Here is a 19,001-nt window from a genome sequence, read left to right as displayed (position 1 = left end):
AACAAAAAAGCGCTTCTAAATGAAACGCTTTTTATAATCTTCTATTTCTAAATTGATATTTTCTCTATGGATTAGTAGACCATAAGGAGGCTCCTTTTAATAAGGCTCGTCTTGGTAACTTTATTCCAGCAGTTATTAATTCTGCAAAATCTTCTGGTTGTAAAACATTTTCAGAGCCTTTTTCCATCATACCTAAATCAAGAGTCATGTCTGTTTCTATAGTACTAGGTGTTAATGTGTTTACTCTAATATTATTTTTTCTAACTTCTTTCATTAAAGATTCAGACATCCCAATAACTGCAAATTTTGAGGCACAATATCCCGAAATATTTGGGTTGCCATTTAAACCTGCTGTAGAAGATATATTAATGATATCTCCTTCATTTTGTTTGATGAGGTTCGGCAATACTTCTTTGGTTACATAATACATGCCCATTACATTGGTTTGTATCATAGCGCTCCATTGTTCAACGGGCATATCATTAAAAGACCCAACAGAACAAATTCCTGCGTTGTTAACTAAAATATCAACGCCACCTAAAGTGTCTATGATGTTTTTGATACTGGGTTTAACTTCTTCATAATTACCAACATCAAATACCGCATAAGTAGCTTTAACACCCAGCGCTTCAATTTCAGAAACTGTTTCTTTTAAAACGGCTTCATTTCTGCCTGTTATTGCTACGTCAATGCCTTCTTTGGCAAATGCAATGGCTGTTGCTTTTCCCAATCCTCTACCACCTCCTGTGATGATGGCTTTTTTGTTTTTTAAATTTTCCATTCTATATATTTTAAGTTGGGTTTATGTTCAAGTTCTTTTTTATTTTCTAAAGTTTGTATATCTAAAAATTAGCTTCAATCCATAGGCCAGGAATAACGGCATTATCTATTGTGCTCATGCCTCCAGGCCGGATGTCATATTGTAAAGCAGGTTGCAATACAAAATAGTTTGTGATTTGAAAACGATAGCCCAATTCCAATACTATTTCTGAAGACAAATCATTGTCTTGTAAAGTCTGCCATTCATCACTAAAGGTACCAATTGTAGCAAAAAATAACATTCGGTCTTCTGTCCTAGATTTTATTGGTCCTTTCCAGTTGATGCCAAAACTACTTTGAAATGGCAATTTGGCCACCTCACCATGAGGAGAATAAGCCATTGTTAGAAAGGAGGTTAAGTTATCTGTTAAATCTATATCCATATGTCCATATAAACGGAAAAAATAGTCAGAGGTCTCAATGGAATCAAAATTAGCTAAACTACCAAAAACTTGGTTTGCTCCTATATAAACTCTGGTCTTGTGATCTGCCATTTTTCCAAACCAATCATATTGAAAAAATACGGATAAATCATCAGAAGACCTAAAGGCAAAGTCTAATCCATGCAAGGTTTCGTCAAATACAGTCTTGCTCAATTGATAAACACCCAATTGGATTTGATGTTTAGAATTGGGCTTGAATTTTAGCCTGCTTCCCCATGTTGCGAAAGGAAACGTTGTTGTATTACCGTCTAGTAATAAGGCTCTAATGACACCATTTACCGTATTGTTGAGTGCATAAAAATAGAGTTTAGAAACCATAAAGTCATCAACCGATGTGGTGCGTCCTGCTTTTAGGGAGAACTGGTCTCCAAAATCTTTTTCTATACTTAAATCATATAAAAAGGTGCTTTGACCGCCAACAATATTCAGTGGTTCAAAAACGGAACCAACCTCATTGGAAAGTCCGGCACCATGACGGTTTATCATAGATACTTTTCCACGAGTGCCTTTCCATCCTAGTATTTTTTCAAAATCAAGTTTGAAACCTGTGTAAAGTTGTCCGGCATATCTACTCGCGTGGTCTAATCCTCCGGATATATTTGCTGCCGCAATTGAGGCATATGAAATAAATGAGTCAATGCCACTGGTCTCAATTTTAACATGTGTTTTACTGGCTTCTTTCTCTTGTCCCATTAAAGAAAATGAGGCAAAAGCAAAGCCTAGTAAAATCAATTTTTTCATTTTACTTGTAAATTAAGTTCAAAAGGTTGCCGTTAATTTCAAGGTTCAAAAAAACGCTAAAATATTTTAGCCTATTTCCTTATTCTTGAAGGCAACCTATAAGATTTAAGTAATAATAGTGTTATACAATTTGGAGTATAATTGCCTTTATTTCCCAGTCCAATAATCCATGACCAAGACACCGCCTATAATAGGACCTACTTTACTCACTAAGGCTAAATGTGCCTTGTGAAAAAGGTATATTTCTCTGGCATGCTCATCATTAAACGTTAAGGTAAAACAGTGGGTGAACCCATCACTATGTCCTTCTGTACTGTCGTTTACGCCCCATTCAATATTAGCTATTTCAGGAATTTCATTTTTAAGGTTTAAAAATGTTTTAACAGCTTCATCAATTTGTTCTTGGGTAGCATCTTCTTTATATTTTAAGTTCACCATGTGCCTTAAAATCTTGCCTTCTCTTTTAATTTCTGGAGCAACCTTGTAGCTAACAACTTTACCAAAATCAAACCTAAAAGACCCTGCTATCATGAAATTGGTATCCTCAATTTTATGAGACCTCAATCCGTAGTAAATAGAATAACCAGTTTCTAAATAATTCATTGGTGTTAAAATCCCATCTTCACTCAATTTACAAAGTTGAATAGCTTCATCATCTCTTGTTCCAACAGCAATAACAGCTTCATTGTTTTCCACCGAAACAACTTCAATTCTTGTTTGCCCCTGCAGCTTTGTAGTTTCATCATCTTTTAAAACTGAATGCGGAACCAAAGCGCCCTTTTTGTTTATTTTGAATATACTAACGCCATCACCATGATATACAAAATCTGGTCTTTTTATAAAGCCACCTCTTTTGTAATATTTGTGATGTCTGTGACCTACAATAATGTAATAGTTATCTCCTAATTGAACCCCAGTTACTGGGTAGGCGCCTGTTAAATATCTGTCTTCAGTATTATCGCTAATATTGTTTATGTTTTTAAACTTTCCGTTTTCATAAACTCTAAAACTACTCACACCGTTATCTTGAAAACCACCTGTGTATAAATAGGTTCTACCTTTAATTTTGTGGGTATACATACCAATAATGCCATCAGTATGAATGGTTTCATTATCTGCCATAGATTGAACATGCGTTAATTTACCATCATCCTCTATCTTGAAAGAACTTAATCCTGGAGTTTCTTCTAAACCGCCAACAAAGAGATAAGACGATTTTTTCATGTGCACCACCTGCAAGGTAATAGCAACACCAAGGTGTGTTTCATCGGAATCTTCAACTAAAGCTACACGTTCAATAGAACCATTGTCAAGAATTTTAAAAGTTTCAATAACGTTACCAAATTTATTGGCTACAAAAAGAAAGTCGGTTCCGTTAATATTATCGGCCACCATACCTCTTGCAGGTCCTTTTTTCATGTGTAATTCGTGACTGCTTATGGGTGTAAGAATTCCTTCTTTATCCATACTGTAAACATCAACATCTCCAAAACCGCCCACATAAACGTAATGCGAACCATCTTTTTCATAGCTTGTTACCGTAACTGTATTTTTAGCCGATATACTTTTAAAATCTTGTCTGTAAAGCATTAAATCATCTTGCACTTGCGATAAACAAATTTGCGATAATATCAATGCGATAATGAAAACTCCCTTTTTCATATTCTTAATAGTTTTAGTCTTTTTCAAATGTAATTAATCTATAATTGATTTAGCTCCTGCAATTGCAATTGCTCTATCTTGTTCTATGGTGCCACCGCTAACGCCAATAGCACCAATAATTTTGCCGTCTTTGTTTTTGATTGGTATGCCTCCAGGAAAGGAAACAAGCCCCTGATTAGTCAATTCAATATTGTAAATAATACCTCCCGGTTGCGTTAATTCACCTAGTTTTCCGGTGTCAATATTAAAATAACGTGCGGTTTTAGCTTTTTTAATAGCTACATCAATACTTCCTAAATAAGATTCGTCCATTCTAACAAATGCTTTTAAGTTTGCACCTGCATCAACTACTGCAATATTTACTAAGACATTAGATTCTTCAGCGTTTTTCTTTGCTGCTAAAAGTGCTTTAAAGGCTTCGTTATGGGAAATATCATTAGTAATTTGGGCCTGGGCCACGTTTGATAGTAATGTTAATACAAGTGTAACAATACAAATTTTTAACTGTTTAAGCGTGCTCATAATTCTGAATATAATTTTATAATGCAAAAATTATAAACCATTCAGAGAAAATAGTTGAACAAGTTCAACTTAATAAAAAATTAAGACTGTTTTTTAATTTTACTTAGGAATTCATGTGTAATACCCAGATAACTAGCAATTTGTTTGTCTGTAATTTTAGATACAATATTTGGGTAAGTGTTTGCAAAATAATGATAGCGTTCTTTTGCAGTGTGAGTATGGTTTCTAATTAATCGACGTTGCCATGCTACTAATGCTTTTTGAGACATGACTCTAAATAGTTTTTCCACGGCTGGAACAGATTCATAGAGCTTTAATTTATCCGTTCTATCAATTAAAAGTACTTTACTGTCTTCTAAAGCTTGAATGTTTAAGCTGGAAGGTACTTGGTTCATAAAGCTGTCAATATCCATTAACCACCAATCTTTTGTTGCAAAATATAAGGTGTTTTCGTTTCCTTTTTTGTCGATTGTAAAAATTCTAAAACATCCTTCTAATACAAAACCTTCATACTTGTAAATACTACCTTGAGTTAGTAAGAAATCTTTTTTCTTAATAACAGTAGGGTTGAAGTGATTGCAAATAGTATCTAAATCTTCAGTGGAGATTTGAATGTTATTTTTAATATTTTCCTTTAATAAATTGTAAGACATTAGGATAGCTTGATGAGTCAAAAATACATCTAAATTATAGCAATAAACTAAAATTCATAAAAAAAGCGCTTCATAATGAAACGCTTTTTTAATTTGTTGGGAACAAAAAAAGGATTTAAAATTTATATTGTAGGAATGCTGTGAAATTACGTCCGGGTTCTGTAATTGGTGACATATTAAAATCTGGTTGATTTCTGTAGGAGAAATTTAAATGATTGGAATACGTTTCGTCAAATACATTTAAACAGGCTACACCAAGTGTGATATTCTTAAATAGGGTAGCACCCAATTTCACATCTAAAGTTTCATAGCCTGCAGTTTCGGTTTCACCAAAAGAAGGTGCAATATGAGATTGTTTTGATGTTATGTTATATTGTGCTTTTGCCCAGTAATTTTCTTTATCTACACCTATTGAAAATGTTGAGGTAAACGGTGGATTTAAAGGTAATGATTCACCAAAATCTTTGTTTTTTGTTCTAACATAAGCCGATTGATTTTGAAAGTAATAATCTTCTAAAAGTTCAAACTTAAACATAAACTCTAACCCAGTTTTATAAGCATTATCTATATTGGTAAACACCTTAGTGAATTGGGGTTGTAACATGGGCATAAACTTTCTTGGGATAGATGTGTCTACAACCGCAGAAATATAATTATTATAAACGCTATAAAAAGCCGATAATTGATAGCTGAAATTATTCAACTCATTAAGTTTTGAATGTCCTTGAAAGCCAATTTCAAATTGATTGTTTATTTCTGGTTTAAGTAATGGGTTACCTAAATATTCATAGCTGTCTTGACCTACCGTAAAATGGTTTATGAATCGTTCTGCCATATTAGCGGTTCTAACACCACGGCCATAAGCAACTTCCATAATCGTGTTGCTTGAAATATTATGTTTTAAAGATAATGTACCACTAATATTTGTTTCGCTCTGTTTTACATCATTACCGTAAATTGAGGCAAAATCATTTTCTAAATCCACGGCATTGGCGTTTACAAAATCTAACCTTAAACCTGCTGTGAAAGTAGTTTTGTTGATTTGGTATTTAGCTTCTGAAAACACACCAATATCATTTAAACTAGCATCTTGCCAAATCTTGTCCTGCCTTACCATAGGATTAGGGAGCATATTACCGTTCATCATTTTAATGGTACGTGTACGTGTTCCGTCTCGCCCTATTAAATTAGCATCTGTACCAACATACAGATTCACATTGTTATTAAACAACCAGTGTGTTTCAAGTTTTCCGCCTATTGTTGTTGACGTTACTGGAGACGATGCAAAAACCATATTAAAATTAGCCCTATTTTCATTGGTCATAAGATGGTCCACATAACTATAAAACCCCTTGGCGGTTATTCCTTTTAAGGTATTGCTAATATCTTCGGCTCTATAGTCTAAAGAAACTATGGTACTATTATCAAATTCGGTATCCATTGGTAGGCCAACATGTTTAATGTCTCTACCGAATGATTGACGCCAATGTCCTTGAATATATTGATTATCGGTAAGGTTGTAACCTAATTTAAGCCCATAATCCGTACTTCTGAAAGCAGAGGGAATAGTGGTGTTCTGACCGTCTTCATAATCGTCAAAATCTCTATAACCAATATTTCCAGTTATATTGAATTTGTTAGAAACATGTTGTAATTGAAGCAAGTTTACTAGAGCATTGCCATTGGTTTCATAACCCGCTGAAGCTTTACCATGAAAACCTTTATCTAGTTTATTGGGGTCTTTGGTAACCATATTTATAATGCCTCCAAAAGTAGCACCATATCTTACGGTGTAAGGCCCTTTTACAACCTCTATTTTTTCAATTTCTTCTGGAATAACATGGGTGGTTACTGGGTCCATTCTGTTTGGGCAAGCATGAACTGCTTTAGTGCCACCGTCATACATAACGTTTAGCTGCTCATAGGCGGATGCTCTAAATGTAGGGTCAATGGCATAATTACCACGCTTTATTGTAGAAAATCCATTTATTTCAGAAAATAAATCGGCTACGTTTTTAGGCTGAATACCCTTTTTCTGGTAATCATTTTTTACTGTACTATGAGTAGGATCTGTATTTGAATTTCCCGTTACAATGACTTCAGGTAATTGTGTTGTTTTTGTGTTTATGGTGTCTTGTTTTATTTGCGAATATGATATACATATTGAAGACACACATAACCACAAAGCTATATGTAATTTCATTTTTATAGTTTGAAAATGTTTCTAAAAAATGTTGATTTGGAACGAATCCAAATGACACTGGCAAAAGACAGTTAACTGATGTCTTGCCAACTATTAAAAACTAAACTATAGGAGGTTGAAAAAGAACTTCCTTAATATTGAAGTTGTAAAGGTTTTTATAAAAGAACCTTTGCTCTTTTTTTGAAGTGAATTTTTGGCTTAATGTAATATTTAGAATGTTAACAAAACCAATGGGGTAGTTTTCCATAGAGATTGATAAAGCTGATAACGGTTCTTGTTGTTGCTTTTCAATTTCCTTTACTAAATGACATTTCCCGTTACATTGTAACTCAGGTTTGTCCTGATTAATACATAAAAACTCAGCAATGTAATCTTGATTAAGCACATATTCAACGTAAGGTTGAACAGGTCTTAACATAGCCGTTAAGTACAAGAAAACAAATAATATGCCTGTTGTTTTATGCAAAAACTTAAAATTTTAGCAAATATATTGGTTGGTTTTAAACCAACAAAGGAAACTTAGTTAATTAACTAAGCTTCCTTTTTGGTTTTTAAAAAATGTTTAATTTTTAAATAATGGGTCGGCACCAATGGTTCCAACTAAACTACTAAGGTAATCTTCAGATGTTACTCTGTTGTATAATTGTTTAACCGCATCTAAGCGCTTTTCAATATTCAATTCAGAAACTAAAATATCATTATTAGGGTTTGCTTTAAAAGTTTCTAAATAATCTATTTGAGAACCATAATACTTAATATCTTTTTGTTGCTTTAATGCCAACCTTTCTTTGTACCAATCGGCATTAAGTACATAGTCTCTGTCAAAGAACTTTCTCAATTCTGGATCGTTAATATCTTTGCCTTCATAATTGCCATAAGCCATAATGTGTAAAAGAATTTTTAAAGGTGGAATTGCCGCTTCAACACTACCATCTGCAAAATAGTTTACAGCTACTTTTTGTTGCGCTTCAACTATGTTGTTAATACCATCAACATAATCTTCCATTCCTTGAAGTTCTGGTTTTAACATTCTCTCATCAAATACCGCTGTAGGTTCATCAAACAATCTGTTTAAACATAATAAAGAGAATGTTTTAGTAATTCTGTAACCTAATCTACTTGCTAATATTTTTTGGCCATCATATTCAAAATCTTCAAGTTTTTCAAGAGAACCATTTTTAATTAAATTATTTGGATCTCTATCTTCTGGTGCCATTCTCGCCCAAATTTCTGGAATAAGTAAACTTACATCATGGTCTATTTTATTTTCTGCACCAACATAACCTGCAGCTGTACTAAATCCGTTAGATTCAGTTAAAATGTGTGCAAGTAAGGCATTGTTTAAATCTGTTGTTGGCGTTAACATATTAAATGGCGCCTTAGTTAATGCCCCTTCTGATCCAGCTCCAGTTGTTGAAGGAGATTTTCCAGTTAAACTACAGATGAAATCCATAAATAACTCTGGAGTTTCTTGATAATGAATTGGGTTATAAACCGCTAAAGGTCTAATACCAGCTTCTCTATCAACAGGGTTGTTTCTTCTACCTGGTAAAACAGCATTTACTGTATGAATTACTGGGTCTTCAGGTTTTATCCTTCTCTTTAAACGAACACCTATATCAGAAATATATGAAGCTTCTGTTTCATTATAAAATATGTTTGGTTCTAGATAACGAGGGTTTTTAGTTGGTAAACCATCTTCAATAATTCTTGGGTGAGATGGTAATACAAACTGGATATCGTCATCATCCTCATTAATAATTTCTAATATGAAATCTTGAACTGGTTGCGTGTATTTATCAAAGTTAATGGTGTCTTCATAAATTTCTATAGCATCCTTTTTAGTTAACATTTCGTAATTAGTCAAGAATCTACCATCAGAAATAATATCTAATTCAGCGCCTTTGTCATAACCTCTAACTATGGCTTCATCTGGTCTTTGGAATAGATGAGCTTCACAGTTAATTAAGACTTTTACACTCTTGTTAATATACTCCGGATTTAAATTTTTAAGACTTTCTTTAGGAAGTGTTATAGAAGCTGAAATATCATCTTCAGTTTGAATTTTTTCACTAGCTGAAAAATCTGAACGTAATTTATTAAGCATCCAGTGACCTTCTTGGTCAAACCCAATACGCACATAACTACCAACAACCGGGTTGTTGTTGTAAATTAAAGACGTTCCTTTAACACCATTGATAATTTCAACAGACATTAAGTCTTTCCAGTTAAGGGTGGCTCCATGTGCTTGTCTGAATAAACGTTTCACAAACAATACCAACGAGCGTATATGAACAGGAATATTTTCAAGCCATTCATTAAACTCATCTGAGTTTTCATCTGAAGGAGTTAAAAGCTTTACAACAGATCCTAATGTTCTTTTTTCACTTAAGAATGATCTTGATTTTGGTCTGTTTGGATCTTTGTCTTTCCATCTAGTTGAGTAATTAAACTCAATAATTTCATCAGCTTTTTTGAAATCTTCTTCTATGTTATGAATATTAAACCTGCTATAGGTAATGGCATTTTGCATAGATTTAGAAATCTCTGATTTACCACCTCCAGAAACAGTACAAGGTTTATGACAAAAAACGCCTTCTGGAAAGGTTTCTATAATACGCCATAAATTAATTGATTTATGTTTTTCCAACCTTAGTTTATTCCCAGATGGATGTACATAGGTTTTAAAAGGAGATAATTTTAATTTCTGTTCTTTGCCTTTATAATTCCAAGAGATACTATTAGTATTTGTGTTGAAATAAGAAGATTCTGGTATGTAAACTATATTAGGATATTTCTTGTCTACAGCATAATTTTCAGGTTTAATATCAACCCTGTCAGCCAATAGTGTTTTAACATCCTCAAAAGTGTGATCTAGCCCGTAATATTGATTATAATCATTACAATTAACGGTGTCTCCCATAACACGTCTGGCATAAGCAATAGCTCCACCAGCATGCTCTTCTTCTAAGATACCGTATAGGTTGGCTGAATAACTAATCTGCGTTTTAATTTCTTTTTTTGAATATCCGTAGTAGTTATCAGCAATTAATGTTACCACTACACCAGTTTCATCTCTACAAGTAATTTTAAACGCACCACCATCATTATAAAGTTCGTTTTCTTCAATCCAGCACATGCCATCTTTTTTCTGACGGTCTGTAGCGTCATCAAAATGAGGAAGACCAACTTCTTTCTTTTTAAGTCTTAATAATTGGGGTGCAAGAATGATACAACCAGTATGACCTGTCCAATGTTCTGGGTCTAAGGCAGCATCATTGTGCGCTAAATTAGGGTTGCCAGCGTTTCCGAAGATATTCTCAACAAAATCTAGATTACTCACAAGAGAACCAGGAGCGAAGAAGCGAACTTCCAATGATTTTTTAGATATTACACCTTTAACTTCTGGACAAACTGTTGGCCTTAAAAGCATTGAAACCATAGTTTTTGCTTGCTCTTCTTGGTTTGATGTAAAAGGAAGCGTGTTTAATTCATCAGAAGGTTTGAATGCCTCATTTAAGAAATGTGCTAAAACTACTCTAGGTACCTCTTTCTTATCTAAAGGAACGGGAAGTGACCCTTCAACAATATGAAACGTTCCTTTTGTTGTTCTTTTATCATGTAAAGGGTTGTTTAGAATACCTTGTTTTAGTCTTTTAGAATTTACTAAATCACTTTCAAAAGAACTGCCATCAGGTGGTAAACTAGCTTCTCTAGCTTGCCCCTTTTTTGATAATATTAAAGTATTATTTGGTAGCTTGTAAGATTTATTAACCTTAACATCTTTCAAATAAGTGTCTATAAAACTCTGAATCCTAGAGTCTGCAGGAGATAAATGATCTGCTAAAAGTCTAGATTTTTCCCTAAGACTCATTATGAGTGGTCTTGTGGTTTTTTCAAATTCAGGGTCGCATAATTTTTCCTTGCTTTCCGCTTTATCTTTAAAAACGGGTTGTCCAATTGCTGCTAATTGCAAATTAATAAATTGGATGATGTCTTTTCTTGATTCTTTCATTGTTTTCTTCTTTGATTGTTAAGCGTATATGTACTAATTAACAAGACAAATTTACCTCATGGATAGCTTAAAAAAGCTGTCAAAAGTCATGTTGTCAGTACTTTTTGTACTAAAACGATGTAGTTGAAAACTAATTCAAATACTTACTTAAAAGCATTCAAGCCAGTAACATCTAATCCGGTAATTAATAAATGAATATCATGAGTGCCTTCATAGGTAATGACACTTTCTAAATTCATCATATGACGCATGATAGAGTATTCTCCAGTAATTCCCATGCCACCTAACATTTGTCTTGCTTCTCTGGCTATATTAAGGGCCATATCAACATTGTTTCGTTTAGCCATAGATATTTGAGCGGAGGTTGCTTTACCATCATTACGAAGTACCCCCAAACGCCATGTTAAAAGTTGTGCCTTGGTAATTTCGGTAATCATTTCTGCTAATTTTTTTTGTTGAAGCTGAAACTGACCAATAGGTTTATCAAATTGAATACGTTCTTTACTGTATCTCAGTGCTGTATCATAACAGTCCATGGCAGCTCCAATAGCTCCCCAAGCAATACCATATCTTGCAGAATCTAAACATCCTAAAGGAGCTCCTAATCCAGATTTGTTTGGTAGTAAATTCTCTTTTGGCACTTTTACATTATCAAAAATAAGCTCCCCAGTGGACGATGCACGTAATGACCATTTATTATGGGTTTTAGGTGTTGTGAAACCTTCCATTCCGCGTTCAACAATTAAACCATGAATTCTGCCTTCTTCATTCTTTGCCCAAACTATAGCAACCTGAGCAAAAGGAGCATTACTTATCCACATTTTGGCACCATTTAAAAGATAATGGTCACCCATATCTTTAAATTTGGTCACCATACCAGAAGGGTTACTGCCGTGGTCTGGTTCGGTTAAACCAAAACAACCCATCGACTCACCAGAAGCCAATTTTGGTAAATACTTTTGACGTTGTTCCTCAGTACCATATTTCCAAATAGGATACATAACTAAAGAGGATTGTACCGAAGCCGTAGAACGTACGCCAGAATCACCACGTTCAATTTCCTGCATAATCAATCCGTATGAAATCTGGTCTAAACCAGCACCTCCATATTCCATAGGGATATATGGCCCGAAAGCACCTATTTCAGCTAAACCATTAATGATTTGAGTAGGGAATTCTGCCTTTTGAGCATAGTCTTCAATAATTGGAGACACATCTCGTTTAACCCATTCTCTTGCGGCATCACGAACTAGTTTATGTTCGTCAGATAGTAATTCATCAAGATTATAATAGTCAGGAGCTTCGAACAAATCTAGTTTCATAAATTTTGAGATTATTCAGGTATAAAACAAATTTATTGAAAATAGTTTATTGAAAAGGGTCTTTTTTAGGAATTGTTGAAATTTTGAAGATTGACTGAAGATTGTAGGTGAAAGCCTGACGTTAAAGATTGAATTTAGTTGATTACATTTTTAAATAATAATCTTTGGTGAGTTTAATGTAGTCCTGAGTGTATTCATGTCTTTCAGTTTCAATAATTAATTCATCTTTATGTGTTGCACTTTGATGGAATGATAGTTCAATAAGACTTCGCTTTACCTCTGAAGTTGTGTTGCCTTTTACATGAAGCATTTTGTTTGGGAAAAGCTTGAATTTTTCTGCTAAAATGAGAAAAGAGGCTTCTTCTTTAAATGGAATAACAACACAGAAACTTCCCTTTTCATCAAGTAATTTTGATGCATTTTTTAATAAATGCTCAAACGGCATTGCATCTTGAAATCTTGCCAAATCTCTGGAATTATTTTGAGTTTTATAATCTTCAGAATAAAACGGCGGATTGGATACAATCAGATCGTATTTATCTTCAATTTCACCTGCAAATTCTTCCAATGAGGCATGATAGCAAAATAGTCTGTCTCCCCAAGGTGATTGTTCGAAATTATCAACACATTGTTCGTAGGCATCGGCATCAATTTCAATAGCGTCAATTATTTCCGAAGAGGTTCGTTGAGCAAGCATCAATGCAATAATTCCGGTTCCCGATCCAATGTCTAAAACTGAAAAAGGATTTTTTTCAATTGATGTCCATGCACCAACTAAAACACCATCAGTTCCCACTTTCATAGCACACCTATCTTGATTTATTTTGAATTGTTTAAATTGAAAAGGTTTTTGAGACATGTGTTTTTTTATAAAGTAGCAATAGTAGAAAATAAATGTTAATTGTTGACAAAATTTGTTAAAACTTTATACTTTATAAATCAAAAACGAGTTGTAATTACGTATATTAAGCAAACTAAAAAGTAGAGTTGTGAAGCGAATAGGTCAAATTGTTGAAAAGTTAAATGAATTAGTAATATTAAATGAAGAGGTTGAAAATGCCTATAAAAAGGCTAGTAGTAAACTAGAGAATAACTATACAAAAACCTATGCCAAAGAAAAAAGCCTTGAAAGAGGAGAGTTTGTTAGGTTTTTAAAAAATGAGTTAACAAAACTTGAAGCAAATGATGAAAATCTAATTGCTTTAAAGAGGAAGTTTCATATGGTGAGATTGAATTTTAGAAAATTCATCAAAATTGAAAATGATGCCGAATTTTTAGGTAAAGTTTATGAAATAGAAGTGTTAAGCATTAATAAATATGATGATTTGCTTTCTCAAATTAATCTGCCATTAACCCTTTGTAAATTACTCCTAAAACAACGAGATTTTTTACAAGCTAGATTGCATGTAATGGAAAGAGGTGAGTTAGTTGTTTCTTCTTCCTAAACTATAAGTATAAATCTATTAAACCTTCAGGGGTTTCTACAATTATTACCTTGTTAGGTCTGTCAATTTTAACGATAAACTCGTCATTTAGAGGAATTAAAATTTCAATACCATTTTGATCTATTTCAAAAAGCGCTTGTGAAGTTGAATCATTGATCGCTTTTATGATTCCCACTTTGCCATAATTTTTATCTTCAATAGAAAACCCAATAACCTCGTGAAAATAGAATTTGTCACCTTCAAGTTTGGGTAGGAATTCTAGAGGTAAATACAAATCACTTTTAAGTATACTGTCGGCATCTTCTTCCGTGTCAACATCTTCAAATTTAATACGTAATAATTTTGATTTATGTAGTTGCGATCTTTCAACAAAGAATGGTATCAGGTTGTTTTTATGCTCAACAAATATGGCGTCTAAATGCTCATAAATATCTGGTTGATCAGTATCTAATTTAGCCAATACTTCGCCTTTAAAGCTATATTTCTTTACAATTTTACCTAGATAAAAACAATCGTCCTTTTTCATGATATAAAATAAAAAACTCCGATACTTAGTATCGGAGTTTAAAAGTATAAAAAATTAATTTCTTACTCTTCTTCGTTTGAAGCTTCAGCTTCAGCAGCAACTTCTTCAGTAGCTTCCTCTGCTTCTTCAACAACAGGAGCAGCAGCAGCTATTCTTGCTTCGTTTACAGCTTTTTCTGCAGCTAAGGCTTCAGCTTTAGCTTTAGCTTCAGCGTCAGATAATCCGTCAGCTTTAGCTTGAACTTTTGCAGTCTTTTCTTCTAACCAAGCTTTAAATTTTTCTTCAGCTTGCTCTTCTGTTAAAGCACCTTTTTTAACACCGCCTGCTAAATGGTTCTTTAATAAAGCACCTTTATAAGACAATAATGTTTTAGCAGTATCAGATGGTTGTGCACCATTCTGTAACCACTTTACAGCACCATCAACATCTAATTCAACAGTTGCTGGGTTTGTGTTTGGATTGTAAGCACCTAATTTCTCAAGGTATCTACCATCTCTTTTTGAGCGCGAATCCGCAGCTACAATCCAGTAAAAAGGCTTCCCTTTTTTACCGTGTCTTTGTAATCTAATCTTTACTGGCATAATAATTAATTATTTGAGGTTCCCGACCTCGGTTATTAATGAGGGCGCAAAGATACTGTTTTTTACTTAATTATAAATAAAAGTTGAAGAAATGTTAAAGTATTAAAAAGTAATCTCTTTAGAAATGATTTTGTCTAAGTTGGTCAATGTTTTATCCAAATTGTTTGGGGCTAGAAATTTTTTCATAATTTGATTAGAAATAGCAACAATTTTATCATTACTTATCCTTTCTGAAGTACTCATAAAATGCCTTTTAACTTTTTCTAAAACGGTTGATTTGTGTTTAGATAAAAGTTGCCTTAAGGACAATTTATTATGCCATTTAACAAAGTTTAAAAGTTCTTGACTGGTGATTTCTTTAACCTTATTTATTGAAGTGAGGCGATTTTTTCTAGTATTCTCTAGTTCAATAGAAATAGTGTCTAAGTCTAGATAGGTAATATTCTTTTTCTTTGAAAGTGCTTCGTCAATATTGCCTGGTATTGCTAAATCAAGCAAAAGCATTTCTTTATTGGTGCAGGTCTTTTTAATGAGATGATGACAATTATTAACGGCACTAATAATAATGTCAAAGTCCTTAATGTCATTAGAAATAACCTTTTTCCAAGGATATAATTGACACTGATACCGATGAGATAGAACTTTGGCTTTCTTTTCAGTTCGATTACTAAGGTATAGATTAGAAAATTTAAATTTGGTATTATATTTTAAAATCTGATGAACTATATCGCCAGCACCAATAAGCAATATCTTTTTAGATTTAACACTTAGCTCATTATGGTACGAATTCTTTATAAAGTTTAAAGCTTTGTAGGCAACTGAAGTAGTACCGTCTCTAAAATTAGTTTCATTACTAATGCGCTTATGGTTTTTGAAAGCCGATTGTAATGCACGTTCTAATAACGAACCTTGTACTTTAAATGTCATTGAAAATTGATAAGCTTTCTTTATCTGGTGAATAATTTCAGCATCTCCGAGTACTAAAGATTTTAAACCAGAAGACACTGTTAAAAGATGTCTCACAGTATTTTTAGTATTATTACTAAAATTAAAAAGAGCTTTATTAGCATGAATATTGTCCTTTTTAATTTTAATAAAAAAATCTCTGATTACTGCAGCCGAAGTTAGGCTAGATTCAAAATAAATTTCAGTTCTATTACAAGTTGATAATATTAGTAACCCTATGATATCATCAAATGTATTACAAATGGAATGTATTAAGATGCCTTTTTCTTCATCAGACACATGAAAGTTTTCTCTTTGAATAATAGAAGCCGTTTCATGTGAAATGCTTATATATTTCAATGACATTTTCATAATAAATACTTTGTGATAAAAGCATTAATTCATTATTAGTCACCCATGGTTCTAACGTAATTCACAATTAACCATACGTCTTCTTCGTCTGGAATTTTCTTTTCGTAGTTAGGCATATCATCTCTACCTATATAACTTTTGTAAAAAATAGCACCATCAGATTGACTTTGGAATTCTCCTGTTGAGAAATCTCCTAAATCACCATCAACTTCATCTGCTTTTGGTCCATCACCTAATCCAGTTTTACCATGGCAAGATTTACAATGTTTGTTGTAAAGTGTTTTACCAATTGCAAGATCTACTGAAGGGTCTGTTGGGTTTTTCATTTTCTCATACTTTGCCGGTACTTTCCACTCATCTTGTACAACAGAAGTGAAAGAGTATAGCACAAAGCAAATGATTCCTAAAATTGCTAAAGTTTTAATCGTTTTCATGTTAAGATTCTTTTTTAATTTATATTAAGGTAATTTCAAAAACAATGCCAATGTATATGGCCATCTCGTAAATATTTATTGATTTTCAGTGTTCATTTCCAGCGCTTTGCCTTCTTTTTTAATTTTAAATAAATTTTTGATGGTATAGGCGTAATTTGCCCAAACTCCAACTAGTAATATGGTTAAAACAATATACATCCAAATAGGAGCAGCTTCAGACCACAAGGTGTTACTTTCTTCAACTTCTTGTTTGTTGTAAACACCCCAATTTATTGATTTTTCTTGAATTACATTTCCGTATTCATCATGGTCTTCAATAATAGCATAAACGATAAAATTACCATCAACATCTCCTGGAATGTCTGTTGGCATTTCAAATTCAAACTCGCCCTCTTCAATGGTTCCTTCTTCAATAGGCATTTTTGAAATCATGCCGTTTACAGAAATTATAACATCAGCTTCTTCAATAGCTATTTTGCTTCCTAAACTATCAAGTACAAAAGCGTTTACCAGCACTGTTTTCACACTATCAATTTCTTTCAGATCTAACTCTAAACGTAAATTTTGTACACTTAAAGTTTCTTCTTGTTCATCTATAGCATCGGTTTCTTCAAAATAAGCTTTTAAATTAATATAACCGTCTTCATCTATTAAATAATCTTGACTTTCAGGGAGCGTAATTTGAGCTATACCTTCATTATTGGTTTTTGATTTACCAAGCAATAACTCTTCGTCATTTAAAACATTATAAAATTTTATTTCGGCATCGTATACCGGAACTTTATCTTTTCTGTCTTTTTTATTTCTAGCAATAAAACTAACCTCAAGTGTTCTGGAATTATCTGCTTGCTTTAAGGTTTTAAAATAAAACAGCATTCTATAGTTGTCTGCACTGGTTTCTTGAGCAAAAGATGTCGCATTAATCATTAACCCAACTATTAGAGCAAATACAGAATATTTATAAAAAGTAGTTTTCATTATTTCTGATTTTGAGTTAGATTTTTAGGATGTCTCTTTTGTTCTCTTTCATGATCAATAATACCAGACATTGGAATTATTGGAACCAATCTCATAATTAAAATGAAGAACAAAATAAATGCTGCAACTCCTGCAAAACTTAAGGCCCATTCTATCCATGTTGCAGAATAATGAATGAATTCTGGTCTGGAGTCTTGTATTGGTAAGTAAGGTGTTTCTAAAGTGGGAACAATAATTAGATATCTGTTAAACCACAAGCCTAAAACTGCAATAACAGCTGCAAAAGTTATGCTTTTTATGGTTCTAAATTTTTTAAAGAACAGAATGATTATAGGTGCTATAACACCGATATAATTTGCAAAAATGAACATCCAAAAATATCTATTGAATAGAGTGTTAAGCAAATTGACATCGTGGGTTTTGTGGCTAAACCATCTTGAAAAATATTCGCTGAATGTGAAATATCCGAATAATAATGAAATAACTAATAAAATAACACCTGCACCAATAAAGTGTATTTTTCTAATATAATGTTCTAAATGATAAAACTTACGGATTAGATACATGGCTATAATAATAACTCCGATTCCTGAGTACAATCCAGCAACTATAAAGTAAGGAGCAAAAATAGAACTGTTCCAACCTGGCTGTAGTGTTAAGCTAAAAATCCAAGCTAAAACAGAATAAGCTATAATAGCCAGAGCAATAATCATTGCTGACATAGTACGCGTTATTTTATGCAGTTTTTCACGTTGGGTTGGCGTATCATAGTATCCTATTGCAAGCTTTTTGTATAACTTTTGTCTCCATGCTGGAGCTTTTTTACTGTTATCTCTGAGGATTGCGAAATCTGGAATGAATGTTAAATATAAGTAGATAAAACATCCAATTAAATCTGTAAGTATAGCTATAATATCCCAGGTAATGGGGGATTGAATTCTTGGATAGAGGAATAAATAATGAAGTCTATCTAATCTACCAATACATAGTAAAATGAAAATAGGTCCAATAATTAATGAGAGTACTGTTATGATTTCAACAATTCTCATTACTGAATTCTTCCAAGGTGTTTTAAAGAAATGCAAAATGCCTGAAATAAAAGCACCTGAATAACTTAAACATACAAAGAAAATAAAATTGATAATGTAAATACCCCAAACAACGTTGTCTCTCATGCCAGTTACTTCATGACCTTTAACAGCTTGAATTATGAAGGCCACAACTCCAACTAAAATAATAGCTATTAAAAATGCAATCCAAATTTTTGATGTTTTGGTTGATTTTTTAAGCATGGGAGAAAACTCTTTAACCAATTCTCTCTTTCTAATTTCTAAATCCAT

General features: G+C 32.9%; 17 protein-coding genes. 1 reads left to right on the top strand and 16 read right to left on the bottom strand.

The window, feature by feature from the left end; translation table 11 throughout:
* Positions 1-64: 64 nt before the first annotated feature.
* The 10 genes from FUA22_RS09365 to FUA22_RS09320 all read right to left on the bottom strand — a co-directional run bounded on the left by FUA22_RS09365 (position 65) and on the right by FUA22_RS09320 (position 13,182).
* Positions 65-781, bottom strand: a complete 717-nt coding sequence (locus FUA22_RS09365; protein ID WP_147767702.1) for a 3-ketoacyl-ACP reductase — start codon at positions 779-781, stop codon at positions 65-67.
* 61 nt (positions 782-842) lie between these two features.
* Positions 843-2,003 (bottom strand): carbohydrate porin, encoded by a 1,161-nt coding sequence (locus FUA22_RS09360; protein WP_147767701.1) that lies wholly within the window; start codon positions 2,001-2,003, stop codon positions 843-845.
* Positions 2,004-2,150: 147 nt separating this feature from the next.
* On the bottom strand, positions 2,151-3,665 hold the full coding sequence (locus FUA22_RS09355; RefSeq protein WP_206667098.1) for a Dabb family protein: 1,515 nt from the start codon (positions 3,663-3,665) through the stop codon (positions 2,151-2,153).
* A gap of 33 nt (positions 3,666-3,698) precedes the next feature.
* Entirely contained in the window at positions 3,699-4,187 is a 489-nt protein-coding gene (locus FUA22_RS09350; protein WP_147767700.1) for a GlcG/HbpS family heme-binding protein, read from the bottom strand.
* Positions 4,188-4,267: 80 nt separating this feature from the next.
* Entirely contained in the window at positions 4,268-4,840 is a 573-nt protein-coding gene (locus FUA22_RS09345) for a Crp/Fnr family transcriptional regulator (protein WP_147767699.1), read from the bottom strand.
* A gap of 115 nt (positions 4,841-4,955) precedes the next feature.
* The gene (locus FUA22_RS09340) at positions 4,956-7,043 is read right to left on the bottom strand and encodes a TonB-dependent receptor plug domain-containing protein (protein WP_241664801.1); all 2,088 of its coding nucleotides are present in this window, start codon (positions 7,041-7,043) and stop codon (positions 4,956-4,958) included.
* A 100-nt stretch (positions 7,044-7,143) separates the two neighbouring features.
* Complete coding sequence (locus tag FUA22_RS09335) at positions 7,144-7,509, bottom strand: hypothetical protein (protein WP_147767698.1); 366 nt, start codon at positions 7,507-7,509, stop codon at positions 7,144-7,146.
* A 96-nt stretch (positions 7,510-7,605) separates the two neighbouring features.
* A complete protein-coding gene (locus FUA22_RS09330; protein WP_147767697.1) occupies positions 7,606-11,058 on the bottom strand; it encodes a hypothetical protein in 3,453 nt (1,150 codons plus the stop codon).
* 143 nt (positions 11,059-11,201) lie between these two features.
* Positions 11,202-12,380, bottom strand: a complete 1,179-nt coding sequence (locus FUA22_RS09325) for an acyl-CoA dehydrogenase family protein (RefSeq protein ID WP_147767696.1) — start codon at positions 12,378-12,380, stop codon at positions 11,202-11,204.
* A 142-nt stretch (positions 12,381-12,522) separates the two neighbouring features.
* Positions 12,523-13,182: a tRNA1(Val) (adenine(37)-N6)-methyltransferase gene (locus tag FUA22_RS09320; RefSeq protein WP_241664800.1), complete on the bottom strand. Its 660-nt coding sequence runs from the start codon at positions 13,180-13,182 to the stop codon at positions 12,523-12,525.
* A gap of 187 nt (positions 13,183-13,369) precedes the next feature.
* Here FUA22_RS09320 and FUA22_RS09315 point away from each other — a divergent pair, with 187 nt between their 5' ends.
* Complete coding sequence (locus FUA22_RS09315) at positions 13,370-13,825, top strand: DUF2383 domain-containing protein (RefSeq protein ID WP_170309890.1); 456 nt, start codon at positions 13,370-13,372, stop codon at positions 13,823-13,825.
* A gap of 1 nt (position 13,826) precedes the next feature.
* Here FUA22_RS09315 and rimM read toward each other — a convergent pair whose 3' ends face one another.
* From rimM to nrfD, 6 genes are all read right to left on the bottom strand, one after another.
* Complete coding sequence (gene rimM, locus FUA22_RS09310; RefSeq protein WP_147767693.1) at positions 13,827-14,351, bottom strand: ribosome maturation factor RimM; 525 nt, start codon at positions 14,349-14,351, stop codon at positions 13,827-13,829.
* Positions 14,352-14,413: 62 nt separating this feature from the next.
* Positions 14,414-14,932, bottom strand: coding sequence for a 30S ribosomal protein S16 (locus FUA22_RS09305; protein ID WP_147767692.1), 519 nt, complete (start codon positions 14,930-14,932; stop codon positions 14,414-14,416).
* 102 nt (positions 14,933-15,034) lie between these two features.
* Positions 15,035-16,249, bottom strand: a complete 1,215-nt coding sequence (locus tag FUA22_RS09300; RefSeq protein WP_147767691.1) for a glutamyl-tRNA reductase — start codon at positions 16,247-16,249, stop codon at positions 15,035-15,037.
* Positions 16,250-16,284: 35 nt separating this feature from the next.
* A complete protein-coding gene (locus tag FUA22_RS09295; protein WP_147767690.1) occupies positions 16,285-16,683 on the bottom strand; it encodes a c-type cytochrome in 399 nt (132 codons plus the stop codon).
* Between the two features lie 75 nt (positions 16,684-16,758).
* Positions 16,759-17,661, bottom strand: a complete 903-nt coding sequence (locus tag FUA22_RS09290) for a hypothetical protein (protein WP_147767689.1) — start codon at positions 17,659-17,661, stop codon at positions 16,759-16,761.
* Positions 17,661-19,001 carry an NrfD/PsrC family molybdoenzyme membrane anchor subunit gene (nrfD, locus tag FUA22_RS09285; protein ID WP_147767688.1) on the bottom strand — a complete coding sequence of 447 codons (1,341 nt, stop codon included), beginning with the start codon at positions 18,999-19,001 and terminating at the stop codon, positions 17,661-17,663. Before nrfD ends, FUA22_RS09290 begins: the two co-directional genes overlap by 1 nt.

The sequence above is a fragment of the Seonamhaeicola maritimus genome (assembly GCF_008056315.1).
Classification (GTDB): Bacteria; Bacteroidota; Bacteroidia; order Flavobacteriales; family Flavobacteriaceae; genus Seonamhaeicola; species Seonamhaeicola maritimus.
Note: the sequence above shows the minus strand (reverse complement) of the source record. Positions and strands in the feature narration are given on the sequence as shown.

Excerpts from the sequence above, each read along its gene's own strand:
- FUA22_RS09365 (WP_147767702.1), bottom strand. The coding sequence starts at position 781 with ATGGAAAATTTAAAAAACAAAAAAGCCATCATCACAGGAGGTGGTAGA.
- FUA22_RS09360 (WP_147767701.1), bottom strand. The coding sequence starts at position 2,003 with ATGAAAAAATTGATTTTACTAGGCTTTGCTTTTGCCTCATTTTCTTTA.
- FUA22_RS09355 (WP_206667098.1), bottom strand. The coding sequence starts at position 3,665 with ATGAAAAAGGGAGTTTTCATTATCGCATTGATATTATCGCAAATTTGT.
- FUA22_RS09350 (WP_147767700.1), bottom strand. The coding sequence starts at position 4,187 with ATGAGCACGCTTAAACAGTTAAAAATTTGTATTGTTACACTTGTATTA.
- FUA22_RS09345 (WP_147767699.1), bottom strand. The coding sequence starts at position 4,840 with ATGTCTTACAATTTATTAAAGGAAAATATTAAAAATAACATTCAAATC.
- FUA22_RS09340 (WP_241664801.1), bottom strand. The coding sequence starts at position 7,043 with ATGAAATTACATATAGCTTTGTGGTTATGTGTGTCTTCAATATGTATA.
- FUA22_RS09330 (WP_147767697.1), bottom strand. The coding sequence starts at position 11,058 with ATGAAAGAATCAAGAAAAGACATCATCCAATTTATTAATTTGCAATTA.
- FUA22_RS09325 (WP_147767696.1), bottom strand. The coding sequence starts at position 12,380 with ATGAAACTAGATTTGTTCGAAGCTCCTGACTATTATAATCTTGATGAA.
- FUA22_RS09320 (WP_241664800.1), bottom strand. The coding sequence starts at position 13,182 with ATGAAAGTGGGAACTGATGGTGTTTTAGTTGGTGCATGGACATCAATT.
- rimM (WP_147767693.1), bottom strand. The coding sequence starts at position 14,351 with ATGAAAAAGGACGATTGTTTTTATCTAGGTAAAATTGTAAAGAAATAT.
- FUA22_RS09305 (WP_147767692.1), bottom strand. The coding sequence starts at position 14,932 with ATGCCAGTAAAGATTAGATTACAAAGACACGGTAAAAAAGGGAAGCCT.
- FUA22_RS09300 (WP_147767691.1), bottom strand. The coding sequence starts at position 16,249 with ATGAAAATGTCATTGAAATATATAAGCATTTCACATGAAACGGCTTCT.
- FUA22_RS09295 (WP_147767690.1), bottom strand. The coding sequence starts at position 16,683 with ATGAAAACGATTAAAACTTTAGCAATTTTAGGAATCATTTGCTTTGTG.
- FUA22_RS09290 (WP_147767689.1), bottom strand. The coding sequence starts at position 17,661 with ATGAAAACTACTTTTTATAAATATTCTGTATTTGCTCTAATAGTTGGG.
- nrfD (WP_147767688.1), bottom strand. The coding sequence starts at position 19,001 with ATGGATTTAGAAATTAGAAAGAGAGAATTGGTTAAAGAGTTTTCTCCC.